Raw genomic sequence first — 16,287 nt, forward strand, 5'->3', positions numbered from 1 at the left:
ACCAGCGCCGGCGAGGCCAGGAAGGCCTGCTTGGCATAGGGGTGGATGCGGCCGTCGAAGTTGCGGTTGCCACTGAGCACGGCGGTCGCGTAAAGGTCGCGGTCGATGATTTCCTGCTGGATCTTCGGGTCCAGCGCGCCGGACATGCCGTTGCAGGTGGTGCAGGCGAAGGCGACGATGCCAAAGCCCAGCTTCTCGAGCTCGTGCTTGAGGCCGGCTTCTTCCAGGTACAGCGCCACGGTCTTCGAGCCCGGCGCCAGCGAACTCTTCACCCAGGGCTTGCGCACCAGGCCCAGCGCATTGGCCTTTTTCGCCAGCAGGCCGGCGGCGATGACATTGCGCGGGTTGGAGGTATTCGTGCACGAGGTGATGGCGGCGATGATCACCGCGCCGTCGGGCATCAGGCCCTGGGCTTCCTGCGCGCGCCCGGCCTCGAGGCTGCCGGAAATCCCCTTCGCCGCCAGCTCGCTGGTGGCCACGCGGGCATGCGGGTTCGACGGGCCGGCCATGGTGCGCACCACGCTGGAAAGATCAAACTGAAGCAACCGTTCGTAGCGCGCGCCAGCCAGTGCGTCCGCCCACAGGCCGGTGGTCTTCGCGTAGGTCTCGACAAGGGCCACCTGCTCGTCGCTGCGGCCGGTCAGGCGCAGGTAGTCGAGGGTGTTGTCGTCGATGAAGAACATGGCCGCGGTGGCGCCGTATTCGGGCGCCATGTTGGAAATCGTGGCACGGTCGCCCAGGGTCAGCGCCGCGGCACCTTCGCCGTGGAACTCGAGCCAGGCGCCCACGACCTTCTGCTGGCGCAGGAACTGGGTAAGCGACAGCACCACGTCGGTGGCGGTGATGCCCGGGCCCGGCTTGCCGGTGAGTTCGACGCCGATGATGTCGGGCAGGCGCATCCAGGAGGCGCGGCCCAGCATCACGCTTTCGGCTTCCAGGCCGCCAACGCCGATGGCGATCACGCCCAGCGCGTCCACGTGCGGCGTGTGGCTGTCGGTGCCGACGCAGGTGTCGGGATAGGCCACGCCATCGAGCACGCCGATCACCGGCGACATTTTTTCAAGATTGATCTGGTGCATGATCCCGTTGCCCGGCGGGATCACGTCCACGTTCTTGAACGCCAGCTTGGTCCAGTCGATGAAGTGGAAGCGGTCAGCGTTGCGGCGGTCTTCGATCGCGCGGTTCTTGCTGAAGGCTTCGGGGTCGAAACCGCCACATTCCACCGCCAGCGAGTGGTCGACGATCAGCTGCACCGGCACCACCGGATTCACCTGGGCCGGGTCGCCGCCCTGTTCGGCGATGGCATCGCGCAGTCCGGCCAGGTCCACCAGCGCGGTCTGGCCCAGGATGTCGTGGCAGACCACGCGCGCCGGGAACCACGGGAAATCGAGGTCGCGCTTACGCTCGATCAGCTGCCGCAGCGAATCGTCCAGCGTCGCCGGCTCGCAGCGCCGCACCAGGTTTTCCGCCAGCACCCGCGACACGTAAGGCAGGCCGTCCCAGGCGCCGGGCTGCAGGGCCTCGACAGCCTCGCGGGCGTCGAAAAAGTCCAGGGAGGTGCCGGGCAGCGGCTTGCGGAACTTGGAATTCATGGCGGAAGGCTCGGGCAAACGCGGAGCCCGCCATTATCCGGCATCACGCCGCCCGGGGGCACCCCGCCCGGGACTCCGGCGCAAGGGCTAGAATCGCGGCTCTTTTGTGACCCCGGACGTCCCCGATGCGATTGATCCTTGCCGCCCTGCTGCTGGCCCTGGTGCCTGCACCGCCCGCCAGCGCCGCCGATGCGGCGACCCCGGCGCCGACCATCCGGGCCCTGTTCCAGTCCCCGGAGTTCAGCAACATGGCGCTGTCTCCGGACGGCAAGCACCTGCTGGCCACGGTCCGCAGGGACGAGCAGTGGTCGCTGGTGGTGCTGCGCGTGGCCGACATGGCCCCGACCGTGAACCTGAAGCTGGCCGAGGACGATTACGTTTCCTCGCTGCGCTGGAAGGACGACAACCAGTTCCTGTTCTCCGTGGACAAGCTCACCGGCAGCCTGCTCGACGACCTGCGCTTCGTCTTTGTGACCCGCTGGTACGTGGGCCAGGCCGACGGCACTGACCCGACGCCGCTGATCGGCGGATTCGGCGGCATCGTCGACCTGCTGCCGGATGATCCGGAGCGCATCCTGGTGTCGTACTACTCCGGCGATTCGACCTATGTCATGCGCATCCCGGTGCGCGGGATGTGGCCGCCGAACCCGATGAAGGTACTCACCCCACTGCGCGCGGTGCAGGGCATCGTCTATGACAGCGACGACCAGCCGCGCTACATCTGGGGCGAACGTATCCTGGGTAAGTCCGGCAGCTACGTTCGCCGCAAGGACCGCTGGGCGCCGCTGAAGATCTGGGACGAAGGCGAGCCCGAGCGTATCCCGCTGGCCATCGATGAGGAGCGCAACCTGGTGTTCATGGCCTCCAGCGACCAGGGAGAGCCGCACCGCATCGATGCCGTGGACATGTCCAGCGGCGAAGTGACGCCCTTGCTGCCCTCGCGCGCTGTCGAACCCGAGGGACTGCTGATGGGCGACAAGGGCCCGATCGCCGCCGCCTACCAGGATGGACTGCCTGACTACAGCTTCGTCGACCAGGCCTCGACCGGCGCCAAGGTCTACGCCGGCCTGCTGGCCGCCTTCCCGGGCCAGGCCGTGAGTTTCGAGGGGCGCAGCCGCGACGACCGCCTGTTCCTGGTTCGCGTCTATGGTGACCGCAACCCGGGTGAGTATTTCCTGTTCGACGCCAGCACCGGCCAGGCGAAGTTCCTGCTCGCACAGCGCAGCTGGATCAATCCCGAAACGATGGCAGCCATGAAGCCGGTGTCGTTCAAGGCGCGCGACGGCCAGATCCTGCACGGTTACCTCTCCCTGCCCCCGGGGCGGGACGCCAAGAACCTGCCGCTGGTGGTGATGGCACACGGCGGACCGCACGGCGTCCGCGACAGCTGGGGCTTCGACCCGGAAGTGCAGCTGCTGGCCAGCCGCGGTTACGCCGTGCTGCAGCTCAACTTCCGCGGTTCGGCCGGCTACGGCAGCGGCTTCAGGACTGCCGGTTATGGCCAGTGGGGCGATGCGATGGTGCGCGACCTGCTCGACGGCATGCAGTGGGTCGTTGGCCAGGGCATCGCCGATCCGAAGCGGGTGTGCGCCTACGGCGCGTCCTACGGCGCGTTCGCCGCGCTGCAGGCGGCGGCGCTGGCGCCGGACGCGCTGCAGTGCACGGCCGGCTACGTCGGCGTGTACAGCATCCCGCTGATGTTCAAGTCCGGCGACACCAGCGAATCCGACCTGGGCCGCAAGTTCATGGCCCGCGTGATGCCCGAGGGCCCCGAGGCCCAGCGCATGCAGTCACCGGTTTACAGCGCCGCGCGCATCAAGGTGCCGGTGCTGCTGGCCCACGGCAAGATGGACGTGCGCGCCCCGATCGACCATTTCGAGGCGATGCGCGACGCACTGGCCAAGGCCGGCAACCCGCCGGAAGTGACCATCGTCGAGGAAAAGGAAGGCCACGGCTTCGTCGACCTCGATCGCAAGGTGGCCTACTACGAAAAACTACTGGCCTTCTTCGACCGCCACATCGGCGCGGAAGGGTAGAGCGCGCCCCGGCGCGCTCAAACCTTGGCGAGCACCAGGTCGAAGTTGCCCGTGGGTGCTGCCCCGCCCCTGTCTTCGAAGGCCACGGTGAGCTGCCCGCGCTCCCCGGGGGACAGCGAGTTCCACAGCCGGTCGACGTCGTTGAGCGGTTCACCGGCGAAATACATTTGCGTGGTGACTTCCCGGAAGCCGCGTTTGGCCACCTTGAAGTGGATGTGCGGCGGCCGGGACCAGCCCTCGCCCACCGGGTAGGCGCCGGGTTTGATGGTCCGGACGCGGTAGCGACCCTCGGCATCGGTGGTCAGGCGTGCCCAGCCCTGGAAGTTCGGGTCCAGTGGTGCCGGGTTGGGGTCTCTTTCGTGGTCGTAGCGGCCGTGGCTGTTGGCCTGCCAGACGTCCACCAGTGCGCCGGCGATGGGGGCACCCGTTTCGTCCAGCACCTGCCCGCTGATTTCGATCACCTCGCCGAGCGCCGCTTCGCTGCGGCCTTCCACGCGGGTCATGTCCAGGTCCTTGTCCGCCTGGTCCTTTTTGGGGAAGAACGGCCCTTCGGTCTGGCTCGGGGTGGGTTCGGCGGCCAGCAGCGGGGCGCCTGCCACCAGCGCCACGGCGCCCAGGCCGCCCTGCACCAACTGCCGACGGGTCAGTCGGGTCCGGTCATTCATGTGCGATCCCCCTTGGCGCCCGCGCGTCGCGAGCCAGTACCAGGAGCTAACGTGACGCGGAGCGCGGAACGGCCGCCCGGGCCCGCGGCCGGCCCGGCAGGCTCAGGCCTGATTGCCGCCGTGGTGGAAGTGTCGAAGGAACGGCACGCCGTCATCCCCGACTTCGCCCAGCGCCTGGGCCAGTGCATGGCCGGCATAAACGGCGTGGGCGATGAGGCCGGGCGCCTCGCAGTCGCCGATACGATGCAGGGAGAACGCGCCTGCCTCGGGCTGCCCGGCTTCGCGGCCGCCGAGGGTCTGGAACAGCACATCGTCCGGAATCCGCGCGGTGACCGACACCACGGCGTCCGCAGGCAGTTCCAGCACCGTGCCGGACCACGCGTCTTCGAGCCGCAGTGCGCGGCCTTCGTAACCGGCGATTACTTTCGAGACCTGCACCTGCACGCCCAGCGCCGCCAGGCGCTTGCGCACGTGCCGGTATTCAAGGGTGAACTGGCCCCAGGGCGCGACCACGTCCTCGGGCGTGACGAAGTGCACGCGGCGGCCGGCTTTCGCAAGCAGTTCGGCGGCCACGGTGGCGTGGTAGCCGCCGTCGTCGTCGAACACCACTACTTCGCCTTCGGGCAGGCGGCCGTCCATCAGGTCGTCGGGCGTGAATACCCTTGGATTGCTTTCGAAGCTTTCGATGCCCAATCCGTGGCTGCGGCCGAAACCGTCGCGTCGCCAGTGGGCGCCGGTGGCGATGACCACGTGGTCGGCGCCGAATTCGAGCACGTCGTCGGCTTCGAGTCGCGAGTCCAGATAGGTCGCGACGTTCGGCATCTTGTTGATCTGGCCGATGCGCCAGTCGCGCACACGCGCCCACTCGGCCAGGCCAGGCAGTCGTGCTTCGCGGCTGACGCGGCCGCCCAGTTCTTTCGAAGCTTCGGCCAGGGAGACCTCGAAACCGCGCTGGCCAAGCGCGCGTGCGGCTTCCAGGCCGGCCGGGCCGCCGCCGACCACCAGCACCTTCGCGGGTTTGCGCGCGGGCTTGATTCGCTCGGGATGCCAGCCCTTGCGCCACTCCTCGCCCATGCTGGGGTTCTGGGTGCAGCGGATCGGCGAAACGGTGTTGTCGCCCGACACACAGACGTTGCAGCCGATGCATTCGCGGATGTCGTCGAGCCGGCCTTCTTCGATCTTTCGCGGCAGGAAGGGATCTGCAATGGACGGGCGTGCCGCACCGATGATGTCGATCACGCCGCGGCGCAGCTGCGAGACCATGGTGTCGGGCGAGGTGAAACGACCGACGCCGACCACGGGCTTGCTGGTGGTCTTCTTGACGAAATCGACGAAGGGTTCCTGGGCGCCTTCGCCGCCGAAGCGCGAGGGCAGCGAGTCGTTGTACCAGGCCGATACATTCACGTCCCACAGGTCGGGCAGCTCGGCCAGCATCGCCACGATGTCGCGCGCCTCGGCCAGCTCGACGCCGCCGGGGCCGAGCATTTCTTCGGTGGCGAAACGCAGGGCGACGCCGCAGCGGTGGCCGACGGCGTCGCGGGTGTCCTCGAGCAGTTCGCGCAGCAGCCGCACGCGGTTTTCCAGCGAACCGCCATATTCGTCGGTGCGCTGGTTGCGGCGGCGCTGCAGGAAGTGCATGGCCAGCGACAGGTCGTGGGCGGCGTACACGTACACGATGTCCATGCCCGCCTTCATGCCCCGCACGGCCGCTTCGCGGTGCCAGCGGCGGTAGTCGCGGATGTCGGCCTTGTCCATGGCCCGCGCCTGGTGCGGGTAGCCGTATTTGGTCGGCTGGTGCGAGGGCGCCAGCAGCACTTCGCGCGAGAACAGGTTCGAGGCCGCCGGGCCGTTGTGGGTGAGCTCCACCGCCGCCAGCGCGCCGTGGGCGTGCACCTTTTCGCACATCAGCGCCAGCGCCGGGATGTCGCGGTCATCCCAGAGCCGCGCTTCGACATAGGGCGTGAGGTCGGTGCTGGGGTGGATTTCGCATTCTTCGGTGGACACCACGGCCCAGCCGCCCTCGGCCTTCACCTCGCGCATGGCGGCGTGCGCCAGCGGCATGGCGTGACCCATGCCATTGCAGTGCGGCACCTGGAAAAAACGGTTCTTCGCGGTCACCGGGCCGATGCGGATCGGTTCGAACAGCGGGTCGTAGCGGGGGTCGCGCATCAGGCGGGCTCGTCGGCGGCGTAGGCGGCACGCAGCTGGTTGTGGAAATGCCACAGCGCCGATTCGCGCTTCGGGCACAGCCGCCCCGCCTCGTAGCTGCCAGAATCCAGGCCACGCTGCACCGCTTCGCAGATGGCGATGTCTTCGGCCTGCACTTCGTCGCTGAACTCGCGGTCGGCCGCGGCCAGGGCATCGCCGGCCGGGCCGGGCGCGTAGTAATAGTCGAACTCCACCCGGCACCGGCCCGGGCCCAGCGCCAGCACGCGGTTGGTCTGCAGGCGCCCGGGCAGGATGTTGAGCATCACGTTCGGGTACACGAACCAGTAGAAGGCCTCGCCGTCGCCGTAGGCATTGGCGCCGCCGGCGTCGCGCAGGGGTGAGTGCTGCAGCGACTTCCAGGGCTGCAGTTCGGTGTCGTAGGCGCGGTAGTCCAGCACCTTCGAAAGGCCTGGGTGCACGTGCGGCAGGTGGTAGCCCTCGAGGAAATTGTCCACGTACACCTTCCAGTCGCAGGCCAGGTCGTAGTGGTCGCGGCGGGCGAAGCGCAACGCGGCCAGATCGATCGGCGCGATGCGTTCGGCAATGCCGCCGTAGACATCCTGGAAATCGGGCACGTCGTCGCTGGCCGCCACGAACACCAGGCCCTGCCACTCGGCCACGCGCAGCGCCGGCAGGCGGATGTCGTTCACATCAAAATCCGCGGCGTCCTGCATTTCCGGCGCCGAGCGCAGCTGGCCCTCCAGGGTGTAGGTCCAGCCGTGGTACTTGCAGTGAAGCGCCCGCGCACCCTTGCCGTTGCACAGGGCCAGCGGCCCGGCCCGGTGCCGGCAAACGTTGGCGAATCCGCGCAGCACGCCGTCGGCGCCGCGCACCAGGATCACCGGCAGCCGGCCGACCTGGTCGACCACATGGTCGCCGGCGTCGGCCAGCTGGTCGGCGCGCGCCACCAGCTGCCAGCTGCGCGGGAAGACCGCGCGCTGGTCACGCAGGAACGCCGCCTCGCCCGCGTAGTGGCGGGCGGGCAGCGCGGTGGCGGTTTCCAGGGGCGGCAGGGTCGCGTCCATGTCGCCAGTGTAAGCCGGCCCCGCCCGTTCGCGGGACACGCTCAAGCCAGGCTTTCCAGCCGCGCGGCCAGGCCGCCGGCGCGCCGCACGGCGCGAGCAAGTGCGGCGTCGAGGCTGGCCTGCGGCCCCCAGACTTCAACCGAGCGCTTGGCGCGCGACAGGCCGGTGTAGAGCAATTGCCGCGACAGGATGCGGTGTTCGGGATCAGGCGGCAGCAGCACGGCGACGTGGCCGTATTCGCTGCCCTGGCTTTTGTGGATGGTGATGGCGAAAGCCGCGGCATGGGCCGGCAGCGCACCGGGCGCGAGGGCGCGGGCGCCGCCATCGGGCGCTTCGAACCACACCTGCAGCCGGCCGTCGGCGCCGGCCAGGCACAGGCCCTGGTCGCCGTTGAACAGGCGCGCGCCGTAGTCGTTGCGGGTCACCATCACCACGCGGCCGGGGAACCAGTCACTGCCAGCCGGCACGTTCCACTGCTGGCGCAGGCGGGCCTCGATGGCGGCGGCGGCGACATCGGCGCCGAACGGGCCTTCGCGCAGCGCGCACAGCAGCTGCCGCGCCGGCAGGGCCTGCAGCGCGGCCAGGGCTGCGGCGGCTTCGTCGGTGCCCGGCAGCGGCGGCGGCGGACCGGGTTCGGCCAGGGCATCGGCCCAGCCGCGCAGGCGCCGCGCCAGGGCGCCGGTGTCTTCCAGGGGATGCAGGCGGGCCGTGTCGCCCGCGGCCACCAGCGCGCCGGCAAGCGCGGGACTGTCGCCGGCGCGCACGGCTTCGTTCAATCGCACCAGCGGTTCGACGGCGCGGAAGCTGTGGCGCAGGCGCACCAGGGCCGGCGAGGCTTTCGCTTCGAGCGTGGCGACCAGGTCCATCAGCACCGAACCGGCGCCAACCGAATCGAGCTGGTCGGCGTCCCCCACCAGCAGCAGGCACGCACCGGGGCGCAGCGCCTGCAGCAACGCGCGCAGCTGGGCCAGGTCGAGCATCGAGGCCTCGTCCACGACCACCACGCCGGCGTCGACGGGATTTGCCGGATTGCGCGAGTACGCCTGCCGCGCCGGCGACCAGCCCAGCAGGCGGTGCACGGTGCGGGCTTCGTCGGTGGGCAGCGCGTCGAGCGCGCTGGCCCATGACGCCGGCAGCTGGTCGCGCAGGCGCGCGGCTTCCTGGCGCAGCGACTGAACCAGCCGCTGCGCGGCCTTGCCGGTGGGCGCGGCCACGGCGATGCCGTCGCGCGCGGCGATGCCATCGCGAAGAAGACGCAGCAGCATGCGCAGCACCGTGGTGGTCTTGCCGGTGCCAGGGCCGCCGGTGAGCACCAGAAGCCGGCGGCCGCCGATGGCGCGCACGGCCTCGCGCTGGGCGCCGTCTTTCGCAGGATCACCGCCGGGGAAAAGTTCCGCCAGCTCGTCTTCGGCCATCGGCAGCGGACGGGCGTCGGCGTGCAGCGCCTGCAGCGCCGCCGCGACTTCGCCTTCGAAGCGGTAGTTGCGCCACAGGTAGAAACGGCCGTCGGCGTCGAGCACGAAGGGCGTGCGTTCGCTGCCGTCGCCGACCAGGGCTTCGCCGGCGAGGTCGGCGCGCACTTCGGCGTCCAGCGGCGCCAGGGCGGTGTCGCCGCGCTGTTCGGCCACTGCGGCGCGCGCCGCCAGGTCGGCCAGGCGCGGGCTGCCGCCGTGGGCGCCCACCCAGCGGGTGATCGCGCGGGCCAGCGCGCGTTCGGCCGGGCGGCCGTCGAATTCGGGCAGGGGCAGCGGGCGGTAGTCGAGGTGGCTCATGCGGCGGCCTCCGCGGTGGCGCCGGCCGCCAGCGCCTGGTCCACGGCTTCGAGCAGCGCCGGCGGGAAGGCGTGGCTCCACACGCCCGCGCCCGGCGCCAGGCCGGCGGCGCGTATGAAAAGGTAGATCGCCTCGCCAAGGTGCTGGCCAGGGTCGTAATCGGGACGGCGCTGTTTCAGGAAACGATGCACCGCCACGGTGTAGATAAGCGCCTGCAGCCGGTAGTGGCTGTGGTCCATCGCCTGCGCCAGGGCCGCGCCGCTGTAGTCGCCCAGGCGTTCGCCCAGCCAGTTGCCCTTGTAGTCGAGCACGTGCACGCGGCCTTTGTGTTCGAACACCAGGTCGATCTTGCCGGTCATCAGGCCGCGCAGTTCGCGCCAGCCAAGGGCGGGCACCAGGTCGGGTTCGCCGTGTGCGGCGCAGGCCTGCCTCAGCGCTTCCAGCCGGGCGCCGTCGAGCGCGAAGTGGAAAGCCATTTCGGCGCGCTGGTCGGCCACGGCCACGTCACCCAGCCTGAGTCCGGGCAGCAGTTCGGCGGCCAGAGAGCCATCAAGGCGTTTGCACAGACGCGGCAAGAGCTCTTCAAGCGACTCGCCGCGCGCACGTACGCCGAAGTCGGCCAGCTGTTTCGCGACCAGGCCGGTTTGCGCCGCCATCGGCTTGTTCGTGTCGCGGTTTTCGAAGCTGGCGTGCACCGCATTGCCGAAGGCGCGGCCCCGCAGCGCCGACAGGTCCAGGAGCGCCGGATGCGGCGCTTCTTCCGGCGTGGCCGCAGCCACGGCCAGCACCGGTTCGGATTCGTCGGAGGCGGCGCTGTCTTCTTCGCCGCCGATCCGGGCGCCGCCGACCAGCGTTGAAAAGCTCAGGCGCTGACGCAGGCGCGCGGGCGGCGGCATTGGCAGGGCTTCACGCGCTGCCGGCGGTGTTTCTTCGCGGGCAAGCGCGGGCATCGCGGCGGGCCAGCCGGCCTGCCAGTGCAGGTGCGGCAACACGGGGAAGTCGTGTTCGACGCCAAGGCGTTCGAGCAGCGCATCGAGCGGCGCGCGTTCGGGGTCGGATTTCGGCGAGGCGTTTTTTTTCGCCGTCGCCGGCCGCGACGGCGGCAGCGCATACACATGGCAGGCATGGATGGCGCGGGTGAGCGCCACGTACAGCACGCGGAAGCGTTCGTCCTGGGCCTCGTGCCGGGCCTGGCGGCGGGCCGGGACATCGAAGCGTGCGAGGCGGCCCGGCGCATCCGGCTCGGGCAGCAGCCAGGGCGGCGAGTCCTGGTTTTCATTGAGCGCATGCGCCCACAGCAGCGGCAGGAAGACCACCGGGAACTCCAGGCCCTTGGCCCGGTGCAGGGTCATCAGCTGCACGCGTGCGGCATCGGACTCGATGCGCAGCTGGCGCTGGTCGCTGTCGGGCGCTTCACCGTCTTCGTGCTGGCGCTGTTCGCCCAGCCAGTCGAGCAGGGCGTGCGGGCCCAGGCCCTGATCGGCCTGCTGCTGCAGCAGTTCGCCCAGGTGGCGCAGGTCGGTAAGGTCGCGTTCGCCGCCGGCGTGCGCCAGCAGGCGCGGTGCGGCAGTCGCGGCCAGTTCCAGCACGGTGGCCAGCACGCCGCGTTCGCGCCAGGCCAGGCGCAGTTGCTGCAGGCGGTCGCTTGCTGCTTCCCAGGCCGCGGGCGAGTCAGCCAGGGCGGCGACGTCGTGCAGGCTGCCGCCCCAAAGCCGCGTCAGCATGGCGGCGCGCACGGCGCCTTCGTCCTCGGCGTGGGCCAGCGCCTGCAGCACGACCTGCAGTTCGAAGGCCCAGTCGGAATCGAAAACGCTGGCGCGACTGCCGCCGACGCAGGGCACGCCGCGCCGGCCCAGCGCTTCGCGCAGGCGGGCGATGTCGGGGTTGGTGGGCAGCAGCACGGCCAGGTCGCCGGGATACAGGCGTTCGTGCACGACCGTGTCGCCGTGCTTGCGGCCGATGGTGTGCGAAGGATCGGCCAGCAGCGCCGCGATGTGGTCGGCGCAGGCCTCGATGGCGGCCTGCTTGCGCTCGGGCTGCGAGGCCGGCGGCTGGCCCAGGTAGTGCAGCACCAGCGGCGCCTGCACCGGTTGGCCGCCGATGCGATATGGCGTGGCCACCTGGCGGTCGCTGGCGAGCACCGGTTCGTAGCGGATTGCGCCTTCGCCGCGGGCGTCGAGCGCCGGGCCGGCGGCATCGGCGCCGAAGAAGCCGTTCACCGCCGCCACGTAGTTCGGCGCCGAACGGTGGTTGGTGTCCAGTGCCAGCCGGTGGCCGGCATGGGCGCGCGCACGCAGATAGGCCTGCACGTCGCCGCCGCGGAAGCCGTAGATCGCCTGCTTGGGGTCGCCGATCATCACCAGCCGGCCGCGCGGCTGGCCTTCGGCATCACGATAGATGCGGTCAAGGATGCCGTACTGCTGGTCGTCGGTGTCCTGGAACTCGTCGACCAGCGCGTAGGGCCAGTCAGCGAACAGCGCGTCGGCCAGCGCCGGACGGGTGCTGACGGCCGTGTGGGCCTGGCGGATCATCTCGTCGAAGGTGAGCTGGCCACGGGCGGCGAGGCGCTGGTCGCGCCAGGCGGAAAACCGCACGACCTGCTCGCTCCAGAAGCGCGCCACGTGGCCATGGCGCGCCATCACCAGGCGCGGCACTTCATCGAGCAGGCGCGAGATGGCCGGTTGCATCATGAAATCGGACTGGCGATCGGGGCGCACCTGGCCGTCGAGCTGGAACTCTGCCAGTACGCCAAGACGTTCGTCGGCCTTGGCCCAGTCGGCCCCGGCAAGCCAGTCGGCCATTTCGGACAGGCACGACAGCAGCTTGGCGTTCTTGCGGGTGAACCAGGAAACGTCGTCGGCGATGGCGCGCAAAGGCCCGGCAAGCGAGGGCGCCAGGCCGGCCCGCGCTTCGTCGAAGGTTTCCCCGGACGGCAGGCGCACGCCCGGGCGCAGCAGCGTGGCCAAGGTGCGGGTGAACTTCGCCAGGCTCAGTTCGCCCACGCCGGCGTCGACCAGGCCGTCGGTATCCGACTGCCGCAGCACGCGCCAGGCGTCGTGCGCCAGTTCTTCAAGCAAGGCCTGGCCGGACGCGGCCTCGGCCACTTCGATGCCCTGCCCGCCTTCGAGCGGGTGTTCGGCCAGGATGCCGCGGCACAGGCCGTGCAGGGTGCCGATGGGCGCGCGGTCGAAATCCGCGAGCGCCAGGCGCAGGCGGCGGCGGTCTTCGATGAAGATGCCTTCGTCCTGCCAGCGCGTGAGCAGCCAGGCCGTGTCGCCGGGCGTGTCTGCCGTGATGGCAGGCCGCGTGTCGGCCAGGTCCAGCGCCTGGCGCAGGCGCGCACGCAGGCGTTCGCGCAGTTCCTGGGCCGCGGCTTCGGTGAAGGTGGTGACGACGATGCGCTCGACGCCCGGCGCCTGCGCGGGTTCCAGCAGCAGGCGCCACCACAGCACGCCGATGGTCCAGGTCTTGCCGGTGCCGGCGCTGGCCTCGACCAGGGCGCGGCCACCCGGCCCGAGCGGCAGTTCGTGCCAGTGCGCGACGGTGACCGGCGTGTTCATGCCGTTTCCTCCGTGTCGCCCAGGCTGATAGCGTTGAGCAGCGCAGTAGCGGCATCGGCCAGGGCCAATCGCCAGTCTTCGTTTTCATCGGGCGCCAGGCCCCGGCCCAGCAGACGCGCATAACCTGGCGCGTAATCGAGTTCGCGGCGCCACTCGTCGCCGGCCTCGTCCTTGCCATTGGCCAGGGCCCAGCTGGTGCGCGGGAAGTAGGGCCAGGGGTCGGTGGCCGGGCGCGTGGCGGCATCGATGATGAAGCCGAGGCGGGTCTCGAGCTGGGCGCGCAACTGCTCGCGCTCTGCGGCGTCGGCCTGCAGGAATCCTTCATCCCAGTCCGCGATCGCGGACTGCCAGGGCGACTTGCCGGCTTTGGCCACCAACGCAGCGATGCGCACGCGGCGCGTGGCGTTTTCCGGCGCCAGCCGGCACAGCGCCCAGCGGATGAACAGGGGCAGGCGCTCGCGGAAACCCAGCTCGGCTTCCGTGCCCTTGTGCGCGAAGGTGTCGCAAACGAACAGGAAGCCGTTGCGTTCGCGCACGCGGTCGAGTTCGCCGCTGATGCTGAAACGACCGACCTGGCGGGCGATGTCCGGGACGGTTTCCGGCGCCAGATCCGGTTCAAGCAAACCGGCGAGTTCGCTGCGGGCGCGCGCCGAGGCCACGAGCGCTTCGGCGGTGTCGCGTTCGCGGACCCAGGCCTGCGTGCCCAGCGCACCGGGCGGCAGCACGCCGCCGAGCACCAGCGCTTCGGGCGGGGATTCGGGAAGCGGCACCCCGGGTTCGGCCAATGCCTGTTCGCACAGCGCGCGCGCCTGACGGTCGAAGACGCCCAGGCGTGCTTCCAGCGGTTCGTCGCTGGCCAGGCGGCGTTCGCCCAGCGCATCCAGCCGAGCGCGCAGGCCGTCGGCCAGCGCGACCCTGGCCGGATCGCGGCACCAGGCCAGCACGCGGGAAACCTCCACATCGGCGGCTTCTTGGCTGGCCGCTGAGGGCCGCGGCGAGAGCAGCGCCGGGGCGTCGCGTTCGCCGCCAACCATGCCGGCGAAGGCAGGGGAAAAGCTGCGCCGCGCAGGGTCGTTGCCGAAGTACGCGGCGTCGAAGGGCTGTAGCGCATGCCTGACCAGCCACGGCGGCGTATCGCCGGCGCCGGCGGGCAGCGCGGCCATCAGTTCGGCCAAGGGCGCGGCGGGATTGCGCGGCTTGCCGTCGCGCGCATCAAAGCCGACCCAACTCACATGCAGGCGGTCGCGTGCCGACATCACCGTTTCCAGGAACAGGTAGCGGTCGTCGCTGCGGGTGTCGCGGTCGCCCAGGCGGCGCAGGCCTTCGCGGCGGATCGGGTCGAGCCCGGCATCGCGGTCCTGGCGCGGGTATTCGCCTTCGTTCAAACCCAGCACCGCGACCACGCGGAACGGGATGGCGCGCTGCGGCACCATGCCGCAGACGGTCATGCCACCGGCCAGGAAACGCTGGCGGCCCGGCACGGCGCCCAGGCGTTCTTCCAGCCAGGCGCGCACCACTGGCCAGGCGAGCATCGGATCCAGGCCGGCCTCGGCGGGCTCGGCGGCCAGGCCGCGCACCACGGCGCGCAGCGCGTCCATGGCGTCCTGCGCGTCGGGGTCGGTGGGCTTGGCCTGGAAGAGTTGATCGACCGCCGTTTCCAGCCGCGCCGCCCAGGCGCTGGCGGCGCGCGGGCGCGCGGCGTCTTCGCGCAGCGTCGCCAGCCACTGCAGCAGCTGGTCGAGCGCGCCCAGGGCCAGGGCCGCGTCGGCAACGCCGGTGACCGGAGCCAGGCGCTGGCCGGCGACCGACATCAGGTCGTCGCTGTCTTCGTTGCCGTGCACCAGGCTGGCCAGCAGGCGGTCCATCGCCCAGGCCAGGGTGTGTTCTTCGATGGCCGGAACGCCCAGCGCGGCGCGCGCGGCCGGGTCCAGGCCCCAGGCGGCGCTGGCTTCGGCCAGGGCACGTTCGAGCAGGGCCAGGGCATCGGCGTCGAGGCCCAGGCGGCGGGCGACGTCGGGCTGGGCCAGGAAATCGAGTAGCGCTGGGGCGGTTTCGCGCGAGCCGGGCAGCGCCAGCAGCTGGCGGAAGGCGGCGAACAGCGGCACCGTGCTGGCCACCGGCACGTCGGCCAGGTGGTAGGGCAAGGGCGCGCTGGCATCGCCCGGCGCGCCGAACACCGCCGGCAGCAGCGGGAGGTAGGCGCGGATGTCGGGCGCCATCACCACGATGTCGGAAGGGGCGATGGCGGGGTCGTCGCTCCGCGCCTGAAGCAAGGCATCGCGCAAGGCTTCGAGTTCGCGCAGGCGGGTGTGGCAGGCGTGCACGCGCAGCGAGGCATCGGCGCGGCGTTCGTGCGGCGTGCGCGGATCTTCCGGCAGCAGCGAAGGTGCGAGCCGGCGCAGGCTTTCCTGCAGGCGCTCGAGCAGCGGGCCGGGCGGGCGGTCGTGGTCGGCTTCGTCGCGGTAGTGGCGCATGTCCAGCGATGCATCCAGCGACTGCACCTGCAGCATGAAGTGCTGGCCCAGACGCCCCCAGGCCGCCAGCAGCGGATGGTTCTGGTCGAGGAAGGTGGTTTCGGCGTCGCGCGAGAACGGGTCGGCGGCGAGTTCGCGCAGGTGCGCGGCTTCGCTGCGCAGGCCGCCCCAGAACTCGCGGCAAGGATCGGGCACGTACAGCACCACCGGCCGGTGCGCGGCCAGCGCGTGCAGTACTTTCAGTTCCGCCGGCGCCAGGTGGGCCAGGCCGAACACATGCAGGGGGTCGGTGGCGGCCACGCGCACGCCTTCTTCGCGCAGCTTGCGTTCGAGCAGGGCCAGCTGGCCGCCGCGGTGGGTCTGGCCGATGGCGGTTTGCAGCGCCTGCCACAGCGCCGGGTGGAATCCGGCGCCTTCGAAGCCGGCGCGACCGCGCGCCCACTCGGCCAGCCACTCGGGCCGGTAGGCCATGTACTGGCTGTAGATGCGCGCCAGGCGGTCGGCCAGCTGGAAACGCCGGCGTTCGCCATCGGCGCCGTCCAGCGCGGCGCGCAGGGTGGGATCGGCGCTGGTTTCGAGCAGGGCGAAGATGCGCCAGCGCAGGTGTTCGCGGCGCCAGGCGGCGGGCGAGGTCGCACCTTCGCCCAGCACGTCGCCGGCCAGGCGGTCGAGGAAGCCGCTGGGCAGCAGGATGTCGAGGTTGGCGACGATGCCGCGCACGCCGCGTTTTTCCGCCAGCGCCCCGGCCAGCCACTGACGCATGCCCGGGTGGGCCGCGACCACGGTCTGAGGCGCCAGCAGCGCATCGGGCGGCTGGGTGGCCAGCAAATGGTCCAGCGGCACCAGCAGCGCCTCGAGCCGGCTGGCCCGGAACACCGTGATTCCTTCGCTGGCGCGTTGTTTCCAGTCCGCGGGCATCCGCACAGCCTAGCCGATGTGGGCCGGAAGACTAGCC

Annotated in this window: 8 protein-coding genes; 1 reads left to right on the forward strand and 7 read right to left on the reverse strand. The window is 70.8% G+C overall.

Annotated features, from left to right (window positions below; all coding sequences use genetic code 11):
• Positions 1 to 1,592, reverse strand: a 1,592-nt coding sequence (gene acnA, locus AACZ35_RS01735) for an aconitate hydratase AcnA (protein ID WP_339825321.1), incomplete at its 3' end; no start/stop codon positions are given.
• A gap of 125 nt (positions 1,593 to 1,717) precedes the next feature.
• Here acnA and AACZ35_RS01740 point away from each other — a divergent pair.
• A complete protein-coding gene (locus AACZ35_RS01740; protein WP_339825323.1) occupies positions 1,718 to 3,628 on the forward strand; it encodes an alpha/beta fold hydrolase in 1,911 nt (636 codons plus the stop codon).
• Positions 3,629 to 3,645: 17 nt separating this feature from the next.
• Here AACZ35_RS01740 and AACZ35_RS01745 read toward each other — a convergent pair whose 3' ends face one another.
• From AACZ35_RS01745 to recC, 6 genes are all read right to left on the reverse strand, one after another.
• Complete coding sequence (locus AACZ35_RS01745; protein WP_339825326.1) at positions 3,646 to 4,293, reverse strand: protocatechuate 3,4-dioxygenase; 648 nt, start codon at positions 4,291 to 4,293, stop codon at positions 3,646 to 3,648.
• Positions 4,294 to 4,395: 102 nt separating this feature from the next.
• The gene (locus tag AACZ35_RS01750) at positions 4,396 to 6,462 is read right to left on the reverse strand and encodes an FAD-dependent oxidoreductase (protein WP_339825329.1); all 2,067 of its coding nucleotides are present in this window, start codon (positions 6,460 to 6,462) and stop codon (positions 4,396 to 4,398) included.
• Positions 6,462 to 7,526 carry an SRPBCC family protein gene (locus AACZ35_RS01755; protein WP_339825332.1) on the reverse strand — a complete coding sequence of 355 codons (1,065 nt, stop codon included), beginning with the start codon at positions 7,524 to 7,526 and terminating at the stop codon, positions 6,462 to 6,464. Before AACZ35_RS01755 ends, AACZ35_RS01750 begins: the two co-directional genes overlap by 1 nt.
• Before the next feature lie 41 nt (positions 7,527 to 7,567).
• Positions 7,568 to 9,298 carry an exodeoxyribonuclease V subunit alpha gene (gene recD / locus AACZ35_RS01760; RefSeq protein ID WP_339825334.1) on the reverse strand — a complete coding sequence of 577 codons (1,731 nt, stop codon included), beginning with the start codon at positions 9,296 to 9,298 and terminating at the stop codon, positions 7,568 to 7,570.
• The gene (locus tag AACZ35_RS01765; RefSeq protein ID WP_339825336.1) at positions 9,295 to 12,858 is read right to left on the reverse strand and encodes a UvrD-helicase domain-containing protein; all 3,564 of its coding nucleotides are present in this window, start codon (positions 12,856 to 12,858) and stop codon (positions 9,295 to 9,297) included. Before AACZ35_RS01765 ends, recD begins: the two co-directional genes overlap by 4 nt.
• Positions 12,855 to 16,250 carry an exodeoxyribonuclease V subunit gamma gene (gene recC / locus AACZ35_RS01770; protein ID WP_339825338.1) on the reverse strand — a complete coding sequence of 1,132 codons (3,396 nt, stop codon included), beginning with the start codon at positions 16,248 to 16,250 and terminating at the stop codon, positions 12,855 to 12,857. Before recC ends, AACZ35_RS01765 begins: the two co-directional genes overlap by 4 nt.
• Positions 16,251 to 16,287: the final 37 nt, after the last annotated feature.

Origin of the sequence: uncultured Arenimonas sp., from assembly GCF_963976025.1 — a bacterium.
GTDB lineage: Bacteria > Pseudomonadota > Gammaproteobacteria > Xanthomonadales > Xanthomonadaceae > Arenimonas.

What these genes read in the sequence shown, in the direction of transcription:
- AACZ35_RS01740 (WP_339825323.1), top strand. Translation starts at nt 1,718, where the DNA reads ATGCGATTGATCCTTGCCGCCCTGCTGCTGGCCCTGGTGCCTGCACCG.
- AACZ35_RS01745 (WP_339825326.1), bottom strand. Translation starts at nt 4,293, where the DNA reads ATGAATGACCGGACCCGACTGACCCGTCGGCAGTTGGTGCAGGGCGGC.
- AACZ35_RS01750 (WP_339825329.1), bottom strand. Translation starts at nt 6,462, where the DNA reads ATGCGCGACCCCCGCTACGACCCGCTGTTCGAACCGATCCGCATCGGC.
- AACZ35_RS01755 (WP_339825332.1), bottom strand. Translation starts at nt 7,526, where the DNA reads ATGGACGCGACCCTGCCGCCCCTGGAAACCGCCACCGCGCTGCCCGCC.
- recD (WP_339825334.1), bottom strand. Translation starts at nt 9,298, where the DNA reads ATGAGCCACCTCGACTACCGCCCGCTGCCCCTGCCCGAATTCGACGGC.
- AACZ35_RS01765 (WP_339825336.1), bottom strand. Translation starts at nt 12,858, where the DNA reads ATGAACACGCCGGTCACCGTCGCGCACTGGCACGAACTGCCGCTCGGG.
- recC (WP_339825338.1), bottom strand. Translation starts at nt 16,250, where the DNA reads ATGCCCGCGGACTGGAAACAACGCGCCAGCGAAGGAATCACGGTGTTC.